Origin of the sequence: Thiomicrorhabdus sp., from assembly GCF_963662555.1 — a bacterium.
Lineage (GTDB): Bacteria > Pseudomonadota > Gammaproteobacteria > Thiomicrospirales > Thiomicrospiraceae > Thiomicrorhabdus.
Window position 1 is genome coordinate 467,702 of sequence record NZ_OY759719.1, and the last position, 18,192, is coordinate 485,893.

The 18,192-nt window shown below is 39.8% G+C and carries 21 protein-coding genes; 19 read left to right on the forward strand and 2 right to left on the reverse strand.

Features of this window, described 5'->3' with window-relative positions; genetic code table 11:
* Nucleotides 1-85 precede the first annotated feature (85 nt).
* The 17 genes from mnmG (at nucleotide 86) to ubiA (ending at nucleotide 14,707) form a co-directional block, all read left to right on the forward strand.
* Nucleotides 86-1,984 (forward strand): tRNA uridine-5-carboxymethylaminomethyl(34) synthesis enzyme MnmG, encoded by a 1,899-nt coding sequence (gene mnmG / locus ACORJQ_RS01885; protein WP_321325508.1) that lies wholly within the window; start codon nucleotides 86-88, stop codon nucleotides 1,982-1,984.
* Nucleotides 1,985-1,990: 6 nt separating this feature from the next.
* Nucleotides 1,991-2,644, forward strand: coding sequence for a 16S rRNA (guanine(527)-N(7))-methyltransferase RsmG (gene rsmG / locus ACORJQ_RS01890; protein WP_321325509.1), 654 nt, complete (start codon nucleotides 1,991-1,993; stop codon nucleotides 2,642-2,644).
* A 58-nt stretch (nucleotides 2,645-2,702) separates the two neighbouring features.
* Nucleotides 2,703-3,470, forward strand: coding sequence for a ParA family protein (locus ACORJQ_RS01895; RefSeq protein ID WP_321325510.1), 768 nt, complete (start codon nucleotides 2,703-2,705; stop codon nucleotides 3,468-3,470).
* A 39-nt stretch (nucleotides 3,471-3,509) separates the two neighbouring features.
* Nucleotides 3,510-4,358: a ParB/RepB/Spo0J family partition protein gene (locus tag ACORJQ_RS01900; RefSeq protein WP_420719575.1), complete on the forward strand. Its 849-nt coding sequence runs from the start codon at nucleotides 3,510-3,512 to the stop codon at nucleotides 4,356-4,358.
* 260 nt (nucleotides 4,359-4,618) lie between these two features.
* Nucleotides 4,619-4,906: an AtpZ/AtpI family protein gene (locus tag ACORJQ_RS01905; protein WP_321325514.1), complete on the forward strand. Its 288-nt coding sequence runs from the start codon at nucleotides 4,619-4,621 to the stop codon at nucleotides 4,904-4,906.
* Nucleotides 4,893-5,249 (forward strand): ATP synthase subunit I, encoded by a 357-nt coding sequence (locus tag ACORJQ_RS01910; protein WP_321325516.1) that lies wholly within the window; start codon nucleotides 4,893-4,895, stop codon nucleotides 5,247-5,249. Before ACORJQ_RS01905 ends, ACORJQ_RS01910 begins: the two co-directional genes overlap by 14 nt.
* 11 nt (nucleotides 5,250-5,260) lie before the next feature.
* A complete protein-coding gene (atpB, locus tag ACORJQ_RS01915) occupies nucleotides 5,261-6,115 on the forward strand; it encodes a F0F1 ATP synthase subunit A (RefSeq protein WP_321325518.1) in 855 nt (284 codons plus the stop codon).
* A gap of 165 nt (nucleotides 6,116-6,280) precedes the next feature.
* Nucleotides 6,281-6,571, forward strand: coding sequence for a F0F1 ATP synthase subunit C (gene atpE, locus ACORJQ_RS01920; RefSeq protein ID WP_040727240.1), 291 nt, complete (start codon nucleotides 6,281-6,283; stop codon nucleotides 6,569-6,571).
* Between the two features lie 59 nt (nucleotides 6,572-6,630).
* Complete coding sequence (locus tag ACORJQ_RS01925; RefSeq protein ID WP_321325521.1) at nucleotides 6,631-7,101, forward strand: F0F1 ATP synthase subunit B; 471 nt, start codon at nucleotides 6,631-6,633, stop codon at nucleotides 7,099-7,101.
* Nucleotides 7,102-7,111: 10 nt separating this feature from the next.
* Nucleotides 7,112-7,648 carry a F0F1 ATP synthase subunit delta gene (locus ACORJQ_RS01930; protein ID WP_321325523.1) on the forward strand — a complete coding sequence of 179 codons (537 nt, stop codon included), beginning with the start codon at nucleotides 7,112-7,114 and terminating at the stop codon, nucleotides 7,646-7,648.
* Nucleotides 7,649-7,663: 15 nt separating this feature from the next.
* Complete coding sequence (gene atpA / locus ACORJQ_RS01935; protein ID WP_321325525.1) at nucleotides 7,664-9,205, forward strand: F0F1 ATP synthase subunit alpha; 1,542 nt, start codon at nucleotides 7,664-7,666, stop codon at nucleotides 9,203-9,205.
* A gap of 15 nt (nucleotides 9,206-9,220) precedes the next feature.
* Nucleotides 9,221-10,084 carry a F0F1 ATP synthase subunit gamma gene (atpG, locus tag ACORJQ_RS01940; RefSeq protein WP_321325527.1) on the forward strand — a complete coding sequence of 288 codons (864 nt, stop codon included), beginning with the start codon at nucleotides 9,221-9,223 and terminating at the stop codon, nucleotides 10,082-10,084.
* A 28-nt stretch (nucleotides 10,085-10,112) separates the two neighbouring features.
* The gene (atpD, locus tag ACORJQ_RS01945) at nucleotides 10,113-11,495 is read left to right on the forward strand and encodes a F0F1 ATP synthase subunit beta (RefSeq protein WP_321326829.1); all 1,383 of its coding nucleotides are present in this window, start codon (nucleotides 10,113-10,115) and stop codon (nucleotides 11,493-11,495) included.
* A 6-nt stretch (nucleotides 11,496-11,501) separates the two neighbouring features.
* The gene (locus tag ACORJQ_RS01950; protein ID WP_321325529.1) at nucleotides 11,502-11,936 is read left to right on the forward strand and encodes a F0F1 ATP synthase subunit epsilon; all 435 of its coding nucleotides are present in this window, start codon (nucleotides 11,502-11,504) and stop codon (nucleotides 11,934-11,936) included.
* Nucleotides 11,937-12,181: 245 nt separating this feature from the next.
* The gene (glmU, locus tag ACORJQ_RS01955; RefSeq protein ID WP_321325531.1) at nucleotides 12,182-13,546 is read left to right on the forward strand and encodes a bifunctional UDP-N-acetylglucosamine diphosphorylase/glucosamine-1-phosphate N-acetyltransferase GlmU; all 1,365 of its coding nucleotides are present in this window, start codon (nucleotides 12,182-12,184) and stop codon (nucleotides 13,544-13,546) included.
* An 11-nt stretch (nucleotides 13,547-13,557) separates the two neighbouring features.
* A complete protein-coding gene (locus ACORJQ_RS01960) occupies nucleotides 13,558-13,812 on the forward strand; it encodes a hypothetical protein (protein WP_321325533.1) in 255 nt (84 codons plus the stop codon).
* A 31-nt stretch (nucleotides 13,813-13,843) separates the two neighbouring features.
* Complete coding sequence (gene ubiA / locus ACORJQ_RS01965; protein ID WP_321325535.1) at nucleotides 13,844-14,707, forward strand: 4-hydroxybenzoate octaprenyltransferase; 864 nt, start codon at nucleotides 13,844-13,846, stop codon at nucleotides 14,705-14,707.
* A 126-nt stretch (nucleotides 14,708-14,833) separates the two neighbouring features.
* On the opposite strand, the gene ACORJQ_RS01970 is transcribed toward ubiA, so the two are convergent.
* Nucleotides 14,834-15,340 carry a hypothetical protein gene (locus ACORJQ_RS01970; protein WP_321325537.1) on the reverse strand — a complete coding sequence of 169 codons (507 nt, stop codon included), beginning with the start codon at nucleotides 15,338-15,340 and terminating at the stop codon, nucleotides 14,834-14,836.
* Nucleotides 15,341-15,356: 16 nt separating this feature from the next.
* On the opposite strand from ACORJQ_RS01970, the gene ACORJQ_RS01975 reads away from it, so the two are divergent.
* Together ACORJQ_RS01975 and ACORJQ_RS01980 are read left to right on the forward strand one after the other, a co-directional pair.
* The gene (locus tag ACORJQ_RS01975) at nucleotides 15,357-16,457 is read left to right on the forward strand and encodes a hypothetical protein (RefSeq protein ID WP_321325539.1); all 1,101 of its coding nucleotides are present in this window, start codon (nucleotides 15,357-15,359) and stop codon (nucleotides 16,455-16,457) included.
* 161 nt (nucleotides 16,458-16,618) lie between these two features.
* Nucleotides 16,619-17,203, forward strand: a complete 585-nt coding sequence (locus tag ACORJQ_RS01980; protein ID WP_321325541.1) for a rhodanese-like domain-containing protein — start codon at nucleotides 16,619-16,621, stop codon at nucleotides 17,201-17,203.
* 192 nt (nucleotides 17,204-17,395) lie between these two features.
* Here ACORJQ_RS01980 and ACORJQ_RS01985 read toward each other — a convergent pair whose 3' ends face one another.
* Nucleotides 17,396-18,004 (reverse strand): chorismate--pyruvate lyase family protein, encoded by a 609-nt coding sequence (locus tag ACORJQ_RS01985; RefSeq protein ID WP_321325543.1) that lies wholly within the window; start codon nucleotides 18,002-18,004, stop codon nucleotides 17,396-17,398.
* Nucleotides 18,005-18,192 lie beyond the last annotated feature (188 nt).

Sequence of the window (18,192 nt, forward strand, 5' to 3'; positions counted from 1 at the left end):
GTTTATTTTTGTTTGTTGATGAATATTGTTCAACGCAGTTTAACGGCATATTTCTATTGCCGTTACAGTGTTTTAAAGGTGAGTTATGAGTTTTGCATATTCTACATACGATGTCATTGTTGTTGGCGGCGGTCATGCTGGTACCGAAGCGGCACTTGCGTCAGCTCGTATGGGGCTAAACACCCTTTTATTGACTCATAACATTGATACCTTAGGGCAAATGTCATGTAACCCTGCCATTGGTGGTATTGGTAAAGGACACTTGGTTAAAGAGATTGACGCCATGGGCGGTGCAATGGCGATGGCGATTGATGAGGCGGGGATTCAATTTCGTATCTTAAATGCCTCTAAAGGCCCTGCAGTAAGAGCAACTCGTGCTCAAGCTGACCGTGTACTTTATCGCCAAGCAATTCGCATGCGTTTAGAAAACCAAGAAAACCTCACTATATTTCAGCAACCTGTAGAAGACGTTATTTTAGATGGCGAATCAATTAGCGGTGTTGTTACAAAGATGGGGCTAAAATTCTATTCAAGCCAAGTTGTTTTAACAGCAGGTACTTTTTTGGCAGGCCGCATTCATATTGGTTTACAAAACTATCAAGGTGGTCGAGCGGGTGATGAACCGGCTAATCGTCTTGCTGAAAAACTCAGAGAATTAAATCTACCTGTTGGACGCTTAAAAACCGGTACGCCACCAAGAATTGATGCTCGTACCGTGAATTTTGATGCTATGCAAATTCAGCCAGGGGATGACCCTGTCCCGGTCTTTTCATATATGGGCAAAGCCTCAATGCATCCGCAGCAGTTACCTTGTTACATTACCTACACCAATGCCAGAACCCATGAAGCGATTATGGCATCACTTGATCAATCGCCAATGTATTCTGACCAAGGCGAGATTGATAGCGTTGGTCCAAGATATTGCCCGTCTATTGAAGACAAAGTCATGCGTTTTGCGGATAAAGATAAACACCAAGTGTTTATTGAGCCAGAAGGATTAACAACCAATGAGCTTTATCCAAACGGTATTTCAACCAGTTTACCGTTTGAAACTCAGTTGCAAATCGTGCACTCAATGGCCGGTTTAGAAAATGCCAAAATTATGCGTCCAGGTTATGCCATTGAGTACGACTATTTTGACCCGCGTGGTTTGAAACCAACGCTTGAAACTCAAGCGATTAAAGGTCTCTATTTTGCCGGGCAAATTAATGGCACAACCGGTTATGAAGAAGCTGCAGCTCAAGGGCTTTTGGCTGGTATTAATGCCGCACTTAGAGCACAAGGCAAAGAGTCATGGTATCCTCGTCGAGATGAAGCGTATTTAGGGGTATTGGTTGATGATCTCATCACCATGGGAACCAATGAACCTTACCGCATGTTTACCTCAAGAGCTGAATATCGCCTAATGTTGCGTGAAGATAACGCTGACCAGCGTTTAACGCCAATTGCTCGTCAATTGGGCTTAGTAGATGATACTCGCTGGAGTGCTTATGAGAATAAGCTAGAGACTCTCGAAAAAGAAGTACAGAGACTAAAAGAAACTTGGATTTACCCATCACACCCAGAAGCAAAGAAAGCTTCAGAGTTGATGGAGTTACCTTTAAGTAAAGAGCAGACCTTATTTGATTTACTCAAACGGCCCAATGTGGCTTATGATGCATTAGCAACTTTAGACGCTTTTGGTGAAGGCGTAAAAGACGAAGCGGTGGTTGATCAAATTGAGATAGAGGCTAAATACTCCGGTTATATTGACCGTCAAATTCAACAGATAGACAAAATGAAACGCTCAGAGTCAGTTAAAATTCCAGATGATTTAGATTTAGATAAAATATCTGGCCTATCAAACGAGGTTAAGCAAAAATTGCGTGATCATAAACCTGATAATCTTGGTATGGCAGGTCGTATTCAAGGAATCACGCCTGCAGCAATTTCAATATTGCTGATTGAAATCAAAAAATTCCGTTCACAAAAGAAGCAGGCCTAGTCGAATATGGATCATCTAAAAGATCTTTTAGTCTCAGGTTTGAATTCATTAGAACTTGAGTTAACAGAAACTCAGATTGATAAATTAATGTCCTATTTGACCTTACTACAAAAGTGGAATAAGGTTTACAACCTAACGGCAATTCGTGACCCAGAAGAGATGCTGATTAAGCATTTATTAGACAGTTTAGCGGTTGTGCCCTATATTCAAGGCGAACGTTTAATTGATGTAGGAACTGGCGGAGGTTTACCTGGTATTCCGCTGGCCATTTGTTACCCTGACAAACAGATTGATTTATTAGACAGCAACAGTAAAAAAACCCGCTTTTTAATTCAAGCTAAGGCAGAGTTGGGTTTAGTCAATACCAAAGTCATTCATAGTCGAGTAGAAGAATATCAGCCAGAACCATTATACGATGGCGTGATTTCGAGAGCATTTGCGGCTATGGAAGATATGCTGTTCTGGACACATCATTTAATTCCGGTCGGCGGCATTTGGTGGGCTATGAAAGGTCAAAAAGAATTTGAAGATTTATCAGCATTGCCAGGCAAATTACCAGGCCTGGTAAAAATAGAAAAAGTGATTGAATTACAGGTTCCAAACCTTCATGCAGAACGCATTTTGGTTAAAGGCGTAAAACAATCAGAGTATCAACCTTAATTAAATCAGATCTTTACACTTGTAAAGGCATTAAATCATCCACTTAGAGGCAAATAGCGTGGGAAGAGTCATTGCAATCGCAAACCAAAAAGGCGGCGTAGGTAAAACCACAACCAGTGTTAATTTGGCCGCCGCTCTGGGACGTTTGGGCAAAAATGTTTTGTTGGTAGATTTAGATCCACAAGGAAATGCCACGGTTGCCATTGGGGTAGATAAAGAACAACTTAATGCCTCTGTGTTTGAAGTGCTTGTAGGTGAAATGAAGGCAAAGGCAGCGATTGTGCATGTTGAACAAGCCAATATTGATTTAATGCCTGCAAATGGCGATTTAACTGCCGCTGAAGTCACGCTACTTGAAGAGGATATGGGGCCAAAACGCATGCGTAAGGCTATAAAGAAAGTGCGTGAAAATTACGACGTTATTATTATTGATTGCCCACCAACCCTCAATATGTTGACATTAAACGCATTAACAGCAGCTGATGGTATTGTGGTACCAGTACAATGTGAATTTTTTGCATTAGAAGGGCTATCGGCTCTTATGGATACCATTGATACTGTGCAGAGCCAATTAAATGCCACCTTGCATATTGATGGCTTGTTAAGAACAATGCATGATCGCCGTAATAATTTGGCAAATGATGTCTCAAACGAGCTTGTAGCTCACTTTGGTATGAAAGTGTTGCAAACCATTATTCCGCGTAATGTGCGTCTAGCAGAAGCACCAAGTTACGGAGAGTCAATACTTGATTATGATGCTACGTCAAATGGTGCAATTGCTTATTTGGCTCTTGCCAATGAATTAATTCGTAAAACCCAGATATAACGAGAAAGGTAGAGTTTCGTGGTAAAAAAACGTTCAGGAATGGGAAACCGTGGCATCCATGCCATGCTTGGTGCAAAACAGAAATCTGATAATAGCAGTGCTGATTTACGTATTGAGAAACTACCAGTAGACCAGCTTCAGCCAGGGCAATATCAGCCAAGACAGCAATTTGAAGCCGTTGCTTTAAAAGAGTTAGCAGAATCAATTAAAGTACAAGGTGTTGTTCAACCCATTATTGTTCGCCCTGTAGGAACAGATAAATATGAAATTATCGCAGGTGAACGTCGCTGGAGAGCATCGAAATTAGCCGGTTTAGATAAGGTTCCTGTCGTTATTCGTCAGGCAGACAGCCAAGCAACTTTGGCAATGGCTCTGATTGAAAATATACAGCGTGAAGACTTAAACCCGATTGAAACAGCAATAGGTTTAAAACGTTTATTAAAAGAGTTTGATTTAACACAGCAAGCGGTCGCTGACGCCGTGGGTCGATCACGTGCAGCCGTTTCAAATTTACTGCGTTTATTAAAATTGCCAAAAAATATTCAAGCTGCTTTGCATGATGGCTTAATTAGTATGGGTCATGCCCGTGCAATTATTAGTCTGCCAGAGGATGTTCAAAAGACATTAGCGGATAAGGCCATCGAAAAAGGATGGTCAGTAAGAGAGATGGAAGAAGCCGCTCAACAAGTGCTTGTGCCTAAAAAGTTGATTACAGAAGCTAAGAAAAAAGCCATTCCAAACATTGAAGTTGTGATGCAATCACAGAATACATTAACTGAAAAGCTACAAGCTAATGTAAAGATTAACCATAAAGAAAATGGTCGCGGCAAAATTGAAATTAGTTATAACGATTTAGAAGAACTTAACCGTCTTATGAATTTATTTTGATTATTTAAACAAAATAAATAGATTTAAATCATATAAATAAAATTTATTAACTTTTTTTAATTACGTTATTAACCTTAGTCATATTGTGTTCATACTTTTTTAAATCACACTATGTAGTAAGTCAAATTAATAATGGCATAAAAAAAATAAAATATCAGCTATATAAGCTAGCTTTTAGCCGCATAAAACATTATCATGAGCGCCCATTTAGGTTGAACTTGATTCAACGAAAAAGTATCATTAATAGAGTTTGCCAAGAGATGAGTGAATTGCAGCAAGATAAAGAAAAACAAAAGAAAGCTGCAGATCCGTCACCAGCAGCAAATTATTTGTTGCTGAGTGCGGGTTCGATATTTACATCGATGCTAATTGCCGGTTTTTTAGTTGGCTACGCAATGGACCAAGTTTTTGAAACAACACCTATTTTTATGTTGAGTTGTGCTGTTTTGGGATTTATTGGTGGTATGCAAAAAGTACACAGATTAACAAGTAGGCTTGATAACGTTAAGCCTGTAGATCAAGAGAAGCAAGATAGTGAAAAATCTTGATAAAGCCATAAAAATCCAAGCCTTAATTGGCTTGGCGATGGTCATGATTTACAGCCTATTAGGCCAACCTGCTGGGGCAGCGTACGGCATGTTTATTGGAATGGTTAATGTATGGATGTTGACCTACACCTTCCAAAAAGCGAGTACGACAGAAGACCCAAAAAGCGGAATTTTAGTTTTATATTTGAGTGCAGTGATTAGATTTGTTCTATTAGCTGTGTTATTTGTTTTAGGGCTGTCTTTCCTAGATGAGAGTCAAGCGTTTCCTGTTGTTATTACTTTTGTACTAATGCAACTTGGTAAGCTTTTCGATCTAAAGGGTAAAAGACGTTTGACTGACTAAGGAGTAGACCATTGAGTGCTGAAAAGATGGGAACAGTCGAGTATATTCAACATCACTTGACTAACAATACACTCGCTTTGAATGCTGAAGCACAAGAAGCAATTGATAAAGGGCAAATGACGTTTTGGGCATTAAACCTAGATACCATTGCTGTAAGTGTTTTATTGGGTGCGTTAATTGTTTTTGTTGCTGCACGTTTAGGTAAGCAATTAGAATCTGGAACACCAGGCGGATTCCAAAATTTTGTAGAATCAATTTTAGACTTTGTTTCTACCAATGTAAGAGATGCTTTCCCTGGGCATAACCCTCTTATTGCTCCTTTAGCATTAACTATTTTTATTTGGGTTTGGTTGATGAACTTCATGGATTTAATTCCAGTGGATTTATTACCATACCTATTTCAGATTGTTACAGGTGATCCGCATGCTCACCTAAAAGTAGTACCTACGACTGACTTAAATACAACGCTTGCAATGTCTGCAACTGTATTTGCTCTAATCTTGTACTACAACATTAAAATTAAAGGTGTAGTAGGCTTCGCTAAGATGTTCCTATTTCACCCTTTCGGAAAGTTCTTCGTACCAGTTAACATCGTAATGACGTTAATCGAAGAAGTTTCTAAACCTCTATCTCTTGCTCTGCGTTTGTTCGGTAACATGTTCGCAGGGGAATTGGTATTCCTTCTGATCGCTTTGATCGGTGGAACATTAGCAGTGGGTGCCGCTGCCCTATTCTGGGCACCGTTACAAGTTCTGTTGGATTTGGGTTGGTTGATTTTCCACTTATTGGTAATCACTCTTCAAGCCTTCATCTTTATGGTGCTTACGATTGTTTACTTGGGTATGGCTCACGACGAAGGTCACTAACCGCCCAGTAACAATGAAAGGAATAGGCGGCTCATTTTAAAACTATTTAATAGTTTTATAGTGAGTCACCATAAGGGTCTAAGCGCACCTACTAAGTGTTTTGAATACTGAGTAAAAAGCTTTTTTAACTTTTAATTTTTTTAACTTTAACTTTGGAGAAAATCGATGGAAGTAACTGCTACTATGATTGCTGATATCTATTCTGCAACTGCAATTGGTGTAGGTGTAATTTTGGCTGCGGCTGGTTTAGGTTCGGCTATTGGTTGGGGTCTTATCTGTTCTAAGACTCTTGAAGGGATTGCACGTCAGCCTGAAATGCGTCCAGCATTAATGACTAACATGTTCATTTTCGCTGGTTTGATGGAATCTTTCCCGTTCATCATCCTAGCATTTGCAATGTGGTTCCTATTCGCTAACCCATTCGTTGGTGCAATGCAAGCTGCTATTGGTGCTTAAACCATAGCGTTTTAACTGTACTACTTATTTAATTAATAACGAATGGCGAGGTAACCACTGTGAGTATTAACGCAACGCTTCTCATCCAGATTATCGCATTTATTGCGCTGATTTGGTTTGTGAACAAGGTGCTGTGGGGGCCGCTTTCGAAGTTAATGGAAGAACGTCAGAAGAGAATTGCTGACGGTCTTTCTGCCGCTGAGAAAGGTAAGCATGAACTTGAGTTAGCTGAACAAAAGGCTAAAGAAGTCTTAAAAGAAGCTAAAGCTCAAGCTCAAAATGTACTAAGTCAAGCTGAAAAGCGTGGTTCTGAAATCGTAGAAGATGCGAAAGTAAAAGCTACAGAAGAAGCTGACCGTATTAAAGCTTCCGCCCAAGCAGAAATAGAGCAAGAAGTTAGTCGTGCGAGAGAAGATCTTCGTAAAGAAGTTGCATCAATTGCAATTTCTGGTGCTGAGAAAATTCTAGCAAAAGAAGTTGATGCTGCTGCGCATAACGACATGCTTGAAGCCTTAGTAAAACAAATCTAAGGATAACTCTATGGCAGAATTAATGACAATTGCAAGACCTTACGCTGAAGCAGTATTTGCTCTAAGTTTAGAAGAGCAAAATATGGCTAGCTGGTCCGAGCAACTTGCAAACCTAGCAATCATTACTAAAGATGATGCTATGGCTGCAATGTTGAATAACCCTGAATTTTCTGAAGAGAATGTAATCTCTATTTATGAAGGTGTTATGGGAGACAGCTTGTCTAAAGAAGGTAAAAACCTTCTTGCGGCTATGGCTGAATTTAAACGTTTGAACGCACTTCCTGATGTTGCTGAAGCTTTTGAAGCTTTAAAAGCAACTGAAGAAAAACGTGTACGTGCAACGGTTATTTCAGCTAGAAAAGCGACTGTCGAGCAGAAGAAAAAATTAAGTGCTGCTTTAAATGCTAAGTTTGATGCTGAAGTAGAAATTAACTATGAAGTTGATGAGACACTAATAGCAGGAATTAAAATTATTGTGGGTGACTGGGCTATTGATGGTTCAGCTTTATCACAACTAAACAAACTTGGCGCAGCAATCGCCCAATAATGGAGAGGAACAAACATGCAATTGAATGCCTCTGAAATCAGCAGCCTGATCAAAGACCGTATTAAAGGTTTTGACGGTTCAGCTGAGTCTGGCAGTGAAGGTACTGTTGTTAGCATCGCTGACGGCATTGTACTTGTTCACGGTGTATCAGATGTGATGTATGGTGAGATGGTTCAATTCGACGAGAACACTTTTGGTATGGCGCTTAACTTAGAGCGCGATTCTGTTGGTGTTGTTGTACTTGGAGAATATAGCCATATCTCTGAAGGTGACAAAGTTACCTGTACTGGTCGCATCTTAGAAGTACCAGTTGGTCCAGAAATGAACGGTCGTGTTGTAGACGCATTAGGTCGTCCAATCGATGGTAAAGGTCCAATTGATACTAAGGTGACTTCACCTATCGAGCGTATCGCTCCTGGTGTAATTGACCGTCAATCAGTTGATCAGCCAATGATGACTGGTATTAAATCAATCGATTCTATGATTCCAGTAGGACGTGGACAGCGTGAGTTAATCATCGGTGACCGTCAAACTGGTAAGACTGCAATCGCTATCGATGCAATCATTTCACAAAAGAATACTGGTGTGAAATGTGTATACGTTGCGATGGGTCAAAAAGCTTCTACTGTTAACAACGTAGCACGCAAATTAGAAGAATACGGTGCAATGGAGAACACAGTAATCGTAGCGGCTAACGCTTCTGATCCTGCGGCTCTTCAATACATGGCAGCTTATGCTGGTTGTGCGATGGGTGAGTACTATCGTGACCGTGGTGAAGATGCGTTAATCATCTATGATGATTTAACAAAGCAAGCCCAAGCATACCGTCAAGTATCACTACTACTTCGTCGTCCTCCTGGTCGTGAAGCATTCCCTGGTGACGTTTTCTATCTACATTCACGTTTACTTGAGCGTGCTGCTCGTGTATCAGCTGACTATGTTGAAAAATTCACTAACGGTGAAGTAAAAGGTAAGACTGGTTCTTTGACTGCTCTTCCTATTATTGAAACACAAGCGGGTGACGTATCTGCATTCGTACCTACTAACGTTATCTCGATTACTGATGGTCAGATTTTCCTTGAAACAGGTTTATTCTCTCAAGGTATCCGTCCTGCGGTTAACGCTGGTCTTTCTGTATCACGTGTTGGTGGTGCTGCTCAGACTAAAGCAATCAAGAAACTTGGTGGTGGTATTCGTCTTGACTTAGCACAATACCGTGAATTAGCGGCATTTGCTCAGTTTGCATCAGATTTAGATGCAGCGACTAAAGCACAGTTAGAGCGTGGTAAACGTGTAACTGAACTTATGAAGCAGAAGCAGTTCTTCCCACTTACTATTGCAGAAATGGCAGTGTCTTTGTATGCAGCTAACGAAGGTTACTTAGATGACGTAGAAGTCAACAAAGTATTAGACTTTGAAGCAGCATTACATGCATACCTTAACTCTGAACACGCTTCAGTTGCTGATGCGATCAATGCTAAAGGCGGATGGGACGATGAAATCGTTGCAGGCGTTAAAGCATGTATCGAATCTTTCAAAGCAAACGGCGTTTACTAAGATAAGGGGTAGGCCATGGCAGGCGGTAGTAAAGAAATACGAGCCAAGATTGGCTCCGTAACAAATACCAAAAAAATCACTAAAGCCATGGAAATGGTTGCGGCGTCTAAAATGCGTAAAGCGCAAGCTCGCATGGAAGCGACGAAACCATACGTCGAAAAAGTGAAGAGAGTAATCGCTCACGTTGCTGGTTCACATCCTGAGTATAAGCATCCTTATACTCAAGTGCGTGATAAAGTAAAACGTATTGGTTTGATTATGATCTCTTCTGATCGAGGTCTATGTGGTGGTTTAAACTCAAACTTATTCCGTAAGTCTCTACCAATGCTTAAGCAGTGGAATGAGCAAGGCATTGAAGTTGAGCTTGCATTAGTTGGTAACAAAGCACAAACATTCTTCCGTAGTTACGGTGGTAATGTAGTTGCAACTGTTTCTGACTTAGGCGACACACCTCATATTGAGGACTTAGTTGGTACCATTAAAGTTGTTTTAGACAAATTTGATGCGGGTGAAATTGATGAAGTGTATTTAGCTTCAAACGTTTTTGTCAATACAATGGCACAAGACCCAACAATCAGCAAATTAGTTCCTCTTGAGGCTAATGAAAATGCGAACGAAGGTCATTGGGATTATTTATATGAACCTGATGCTAAAACTGCGTTAGATACTCTAATGCGTCGTTACGTTGAAGCAACTGTATTTGGTTCTGTAGTAGAAAATGCTGCATGTGAGCAAGGTGCTCGTATGATGGCAATGAAAAATGCTACGGATAATGCAGGTGAAATGATCAATGAATTGAAATTGTCTTACAACAAGGCACGTCAAGCTGCGATCACTGCTGAAATTTCAGAAATTGTTGCTGGTACTGCAGCCGTATAAGTTTGATAGTTTCAATAAAAGGTTAAAGATTATGAACGGAAAAATAGTACAAATCATCGGCGCGGTAATCGACGTCGAGTTTAAAGGTGCTGATTTACCAAAGATCTATGACGCGTTAAGAGTTGAAGAGCTAGACCTAACTCTAGAAGTTCAACAGCAAATCGGTGATGATACTGTTCGCGCTATCGCGATGGGTTCATCTGACGGTTTAAAGCGTGGAATGGATGTTAAAAATACTGGTGAAGCGATTTCTGTACCAGTAGGTAAAGCAACGCTAGGTCGTATCTTCGACGTTCTTGGTAATGCAATTGATAATGCAGGACCAGTAGAAGCAGAGCAGAAGAACACGATTCACCGTGCAGCTCCAGCATTTGATGAACTAGCAGCTTCTCAAGAACTTCTTGAGACAGGTGTTAAAGTAATCGATCTAATTTGCCCATTCGCTAAGGGTGGTAAAGTTGGTTTATTCGGTGGTGCCGGTGTTGGTAAAACTGTAAACATGATGGAACTTATTCGTAACATCGCGATCGAACACTCAGGTTACTCAGTATTTGCTGGTGTAGGTGAGCGTACTCGTGAAGGTAACGATTTCTATTATGAAATGGAAGAGTCAGGAGTACTTGATAAAGTTGCTCTTGTTTATGGTCAGATGAATGAACCTCCAGGAAACCGTTTACGTGTTGCCTTGACTGGTTTAACAATGGCTGAATTCTTCCGTGATGAAGGTCGTGATATCCTGTTCTTCGTAGATAACATCTACCGTTATACTCTTGCTGGTACAGAAGTATCTGCATTGTTAGGTCGTTTACCATCTGCGGTAGGTTACCAGCCAACTCTTGCACAAGAGATGGGTCAAGTACAAGAACGTATCACTTCAACTAAGACTGGTTCTATCACATCTATCCAAGCGGTATACGTACCTGCGGATGACTTGACTGACCCTGCTCCTGCTACTACATTTGCTCACTTAGACGCGACTGTTGTATTGAACCGTGCTATCGCTGAAACAGGTATTTATCCTGCAATCGATCCACTAGATTCAACTTCACGTCAGCTTGATCCACTAGTTGTTGGTCAAGAGCACTATGATGTAGCTCGTAACGTTCAGCAAACGCTACAACGTTATAAAGAGTTGAAAGACATTATTGCTATTCTAGGTATGGATGAATTATCAGAAGAAGATCGCTCTTTAGTAGCACGTGCACGTAAAATGCAACGTTTCTTCTCTCAGCCTTACTTCGTAGCTAAAGTATTCACTGGTGAAGATGGACGTTATGTTCCATTAAAAGAAACTATTCGTGGTTTCAAAATGATCGCAAGTGGTGAAATGGACGATGTTCCTGAGCAAGCATTTATGTACGCTGGTGACATTGACGAAGTTCTAGAAAAAGCGAAAAAATACCAAGGGTAATTAATTATGGCAGTCTCAATGCAAGTAGATATTGTAAGTGCAGAAGGTGAAATTTTCTCAGGTAAAGCTGAGATGCTTTATGCACAGGCTGCCGATGGTGAGGTAGGTGTTATGCCTCACCATACCCAGTTTCTAAGCTCTTTGAAGCCTGGAACAGTGCGTGTTGTAAGCGGCGATGAAGAAGATCACTTCTACATCAGCGGTGGTATCATCGAAATCCAGCCAAGTGTTGTAACCGTTCTTGCGGATACTGCAATTCGTGCTGCTGATTTAGATGAAGCTGAAGCTACAGCAGCTAAACAGCGTGCTGAAGAAGCAATGACCAATGCTAAATCTGAGACCGACATTGCTCGTGCTCAAGTAGAATTAGCAGAAGCTGTTGCTCAAATACAAGCTATCTCGAAACTTCGTGATCGTTTGCATAAAACTGGGTTGGCTTAATTCTTACCCTACTAAAAAGCGGCTTTTAAGCCGCTTTTTTTTTCTTTGTTGATTGGTTGTACTGCCTGCGGGCAATCTCTTTGTCAACGACGTGTCGTGTAGGACAACTACACTCACTTACGTTTCCTTGACCTTGCACCACAATCAATACGACTAATCTAACAAAGTATCTTCATACTTCTCTTTAAGAATGATTATGTAAACTACCTTTTATATAATCGTTTTTATTTCTAAGGAATAAGGCTATGTCTTTAAAAGTTGTTATTCTTGCTGCGGGTAAAGGTACTCGTATGCGTTCTAAGTTGCCTAAGGTTCTTCAGCCTTTAGCTCAAAAATCTCTTTTACAGCATGTAATTGATACAGCGGAATCTTTACATTCAAATTCAGTTATTACTGTAATTGGTCATGGTGCTGAATTGGTTGAGCAACGTGTTAGTGGCGATAACCTTAGCTTTGTAATGCAAGAGCAGCAATTGGGTACAGGGCATGCTGTGCAAATGGCTACACATTTGGTTGATGCAGATGATACGGTGTTAATTTTGTATGGCGATGTTCCTCTTACGTCATTGCAAACACTTCAAGATTTATTGTCTTTAGTTTCAACTGAAAACCCTTTGGCATTGTTAACGATTAATCTAGAAAACCCAACTGGCTATGGTCGTATTGTTCGTGACCAACATAATGTAGTGCAGGCGATTGTTGAACAAAAGGACGCATCAGCAGATCAACTTTTAATTGATGAAGTCAATACCGGGATTATCGCGGTTAAAGGCCAACAGCTTAATCATTGGCTATCGCAATTAAGTAGTGATAATGCTCAAGGTGAATATTACCTAACTGATATTATTGCCATGGCGGTTAATGATGGATTTACCGTTCAAACGACACAACCTGCTTCTGAAATTGAAGTATTGGGTGTGAATGATAAGGTCCAGTTACTAGATTTAGAACGTCGTTATCAGAAACAACAAGCCATTCAATTGATGCAAGCAGGCGTAACCTTAATTGATGCAAATCGCATTGATATTCGTGGTGAAGTCAATGCACAAGCGGATGTTGAAATTGATGTTAATTGTATTTTTGAAGGCCTGGTCACCTTAGGTGAAAACGTCACCATTGGTGCTAACTGCATCTTAAAAAACGTCACGGTCGCCGATGGTACGGTAATCCATCCTTTTAGCCATCTTGAAGATTGTATAGTAGGGCAAAATTGCATTATTGGTCCTTATGCTCGTTTGCGTCCAGGTACAGAATTAGGTGATGAAGCTAAAATCGGTAACTTTGTCGAAACCAAAAAAGCGATTATTGGCGAAGGCTCTAAGGTCAACCATTTAAGCTATATTGGCGATACGGATATGGGCAAAGACGTCAACATTGGTGCTGGTACAATTACGTGCAACTATGATGGAGTAAACAAGCATAAAACCATTATTGGTGACCGTGTGTTTGTCGGTTCAGACAGCCAATTAGTTGCCCCTGTACAAATTGGTGATGATGCGACTATTGGTGCTGGTTCTACCATTACCAAAGATGCACCAGAAGCACAATTAACACTGTCACGTTCAAAACAGTTAACGATTTCAAGTTGGCAAAAGCCGACTAAAAAATAGAGTTATACACTATGAAACATTATGAAATAGCTGGCAAGCTTTGCGAACCGTTTAAAAAAGCGATGGCAGACCAGGCCTGGCAAATTACCCATCAAGATGTAGGGCAAACTGAGTTATTAGCTTATGGCTATGTCATAGCGTGGGAAAAAGACGGTCATAAAGTGTTAATGCAATACTCTGACCGACAAGGCCAGGTGCAAGCTAATTTAGAAATCTCTCCCGCAATTTATGATGAGATTATGACAATGATCGATGAACTATCTTAATTCATTGATTTAAACCTCCTCACAGTGACTTATGAGTAAACTCCATTCCTACATTTCTTTAACCCGATTAAATCGCCCAGTAGGCATCTATTTGGTTTTATGGCCCGCTTTATGGGCTCTTTGGTTGGCTTCTGGCGGAATGCCTTCAATATACTTATTGTTTGTTTTTGTTTTTGGAGCGATTTTAATGCGTTCGGCCGGTTGTGTAATTAATGACTTTGCCGACCGTAATTTTGATGGCCACGTGGAACGTACTTGTAATCGACCACTTGCCTCTGGCGAAATCTCAGCCAATGCGGCACTGCTGTTTTTTGCCGTGTTGTGTTTAATTGCCTTTGGGCTAGTGTTAACACTCAATAGCCTTACCGTTTATCTCTCTTTTGGAGCGGTTTTTTTAGCCGCTTTATACCCCTTTATGAAACGTCATACCTATTGGCCACAAGCTTTTTTAGGTGCGGCGTTTGCCTGGGCAATACCAATGGCATTTGCCGCAGTTCAAAATGAGGTTCCTTGGCAAGTTTGGCCAATTTTTGCCGCCACCATGGTTTGGTCACTCATTTATGACACCGCTTATGCCGTGGGTGATATGAAAGACGATTTAAAAATCGGAGTAAAATCCACCGCTATTCTATTTGCCGACAAACTGGTGCCAATAACCGCATTTTTTCAGCTAATCATGTTGTTATTATTGGTATGGGTTGGAGTGTTATTTGGCCTTGGTTTTATATTTTTTACAGGCCTGGTCATTGTTGCAGTATGGTTTATCTATGATTTAAAACGACTTGCAAAGGGTGATGATAAACTCGCCTTTAAAGTCTTTATTCAAAACCACTGGATTGGGGTGATTGTATTGTTGAGTATCGCTTTGGATTTAGCCTACACAAATTCAAATTAATCTTGATATTTGAGTTTTACCGAATGTCTCATTAGATACATCACCATAAGATTTACCAGGCCTGGCATGCCCTGTGGCCATCTACACGTTGTGAGCATAGGGTAAATTCTGTTTTAACATTCAATATTATTGCAAGCGGGTTTCTTTTGGTACTTCTAAAATGGGGTCTAAATCCAGTGCCCAATCGGCCGCATTTAGTGCTTGTGAGAAGATTTTAATCAACGGCCCAAGCAAATCAGAGTGGTAAGGTAAAATGATGCCTTGCCCTGTTTCAGGCTCAAAAGCAAGTTGAGCTTTATCGCTGTACATATCTTTGAAAGCAATTTTAGCCAAAAGAATAGGTTCTTCACCAAGAGGGTACTGAGGGTTTTCTGGTTGTTGGTATTTGCTATCATAATCACCAATTAGTTGCGTTTTTTCAGTTTCCATCTGCTGTACTTGAGTGGTTTTATCGTCAAATAGCGTTTTACCTGTAGTAGGGTGTTGACCATGCAAAACTGGAATAACTAATTTCATAAAACGACGGGTAATCCATGCTAAATAGACGAGCTCGTTGAGAGTTTTAATTTTTAAGAGTATTCTGTCTTCAGCAGGAAAATAAGTTGCTTGGATTTGATTGATTTTGTCGCTCATAGATTAGGTTCGTTTCATGTTATTAAAAGACAGCATTTTGCAAAGAGATAAACACCTTATTATAAAAGGTTTGCTGTGCTTTAGTGCATTAATCTCGGTACCAAGCTTTGCTGACGATTCTTTGCCCAGCACGTATGATAAAAGCGAGAAAAGCGAGCTTGCACCAACTCAACCAGTCGTTGATAAGCCCTTACTAGAAAAGATTAACAGTCCTCGTATACAACATTATCTAAGCACACTGTCTGACTCCCAAGCCTATGTGGGTAAATACGTGCAGTCTTTTGGCGAAAGTATTGATCGCTTTTTTGGTAGTAAAGATCTGGATGTGGTTTATAAAGGGAACCGCTTAATTGTTTATACCCCATTTACCATTTACGATGATGGTACGAGTAAGGGAAGTATTAACTACCGAGCTCAAATTGACCTACCTAAAACGAATAATCGTTGGAAAATCTTAGTTTCCTCTTTTGAACAAGATGAACTGAATCAAACCAATAGTTTAAATAACAATAGCAGTACGCCTAGATCAAATACGCAAACGGATAATCCCAATAGTTCAGAAAACTCTTTGGCGGGGCGGTTCTTATTGGGCAATACGAAAAATAGAATTAGTCAGATCGACGTCGGTTTAAAGTTTATTAACTACATTGAGCCTAATCCTTACGTTAAATACAAAATACGTTACATCAAAAAAAGTGATAAAACACTCACTAATCGCGGTACCCAAACGCTCTATTTAGAAAGAGAGAAAGGGTTTGCTTGGGAAGGCCAAAATGTTCTAGATTATCAATCTAATAAAGAGTGGTTAACTAGAAGTCAAACCACGGCCTCTTGGTGGCGGCGAGACCGACAGGTTTTACTCAACCAAAAAGGGGTATTGTTCCAAACGGTCTCCCCTTATACGGTTAGAGGTTACTACCTAGATACAAACTGGAGTGTTATTAACCAAGGGGTTACTTTTGAAAACGTGGGTGTTGGGGTTAACGTAAGACAACAACTCTATAAAAAATGGTTATTTGGAGAAATTGAACCCAGAGTGACTTGGTATGAAAGTGATAACTTTAGCCAACCTGTTTACAGTTTACGCGTAATGCTCGAGATGCATTTCTATAAGTAAATAATATTTTATTTATCTAAGCCAGTTAACTAAAAACTTATTTGATTATTGGTTTATCCTCAGCTTCATTATAATGACTCTTGTTGTGTTGTAAAAATCAGCACAAAATCAAAAATGATAAATCAAAAAAAACATAATGATAATCAAAGAGGATAACTATTATGAAGCTTTCAAAAATTCTGAAATTACTAGCGATTTCACTGGCCGTTATTGGGTTAAATGTGCATGCTGCTGAACAAGAAAACTTACGAATTATGAGTGAAGCAGCGGGCGATACTTCTTTTACCACTAAAGTAAATGGCAAAGAGTATGTGATTACTCGTCAAATGACAAAATGTGCCAAAAACAAAGGCTGGTTACAACCGCTTATTCCTGTCGAGGGCGTTCATCCGATTACAGAAATTGAACTGCTTAAAAGCATGAATGATCCGGACTATATTTTGTTAGATATGCGTGTACAAGACAACTACGTTGAAGGCACGATTCCTGGAGCAAAAAATATTCCTTACACCGAAGTTGCTATGCGTTTAAATGAAATGGGATGTGAAAAAACAGATGGTAAATGGAACTGTGCAAATGCCAAAAAAATTGTGGCTTTTTGTAATGGTCCGGTTTGTCCTCAGTCACCCATTGCTATTAAAGCCTCGGTTCGTGAAGGCTTTCCGGCGAGCAACTTTTACTACTACCGTGGTGGCATGTTAGATTGGGCTGCATTAGGTTTTCCAATTGTTGAACCAGATTTTTAATCTGTAAGAAAAAAATACAATACCCAAAAGCCTGGATGATAAAGCATCCGGGCTTTTTGGTTTCTGAGTTTTGAAATATGCTTTTTGAATGTAATTTAGAAGTGCATTTTTGAATTTATCACTACCTGTCAGGGAGGATAAATGCCTGGCAAAAATCGAATTGATATTGATTTAATTATACGTTTAACCGTATTAAGAGTTTACCAGGCCTGGTAAAAATACTTCAGTTAACAATAAAGGCGTATTTTGCTGTTTAAAGATAGATCTTCTTGCAAAGCCGGGTTTATTGGCTAGACTTTGATTGGCTAAGTGTTTCATTAAATATGGCCAATAATCTAATTTGTTAGTAGAGACTTCAAAATCAGAACGCTCAATACTTGGTAGTTCAAATAATACTTCTCCTAAGGGCTTTGTTCCTAGGTTTTGTAAATCGTACCACGGATTTTCAGGTGTTAAATTTGGGATAATAGTTCGAGCATATACCCAATTTTTTTGGTCACACTTTAACAATACACATCTTACCCAAGCCTGTTCATTTCTTTGCATGCCTAATGCCTGAGCTTCATTTAATAAAGGCGATTCAAACTTTTCAGAAATAACTTCTACGTGTAACTCAGGACACTGCTCCCTTAATTTAGCGGTTAAAGAAGAAGGAAAGATTAGCCATTTTTGAATAGGTTTAGACGTTGTAATACGTGCAATCAGTTTAGCCGGTTTCCAAAATTGCGGCAAAATCGAATTGGGTGCATTTTTTTTCTCTTGCATTAAGGCTTTAATTTTAGAGATTCTATCTAAAGGCATGTAGGGTTCCTGGCGGCTTTTTGTGGAGAGGTTTAGCTAAAAATAAGATTAGCAGATTGTAAACTACTCGGCAGTATGTCAGCAAACCAATTCACCTTCTTTTCTATTAAGGTCATAAAAATTTTCATAGGTAATTATTAATAAGTTCAATTGTTTAGCCAAAAATTGGACTCTATTTTGCTTTAAAC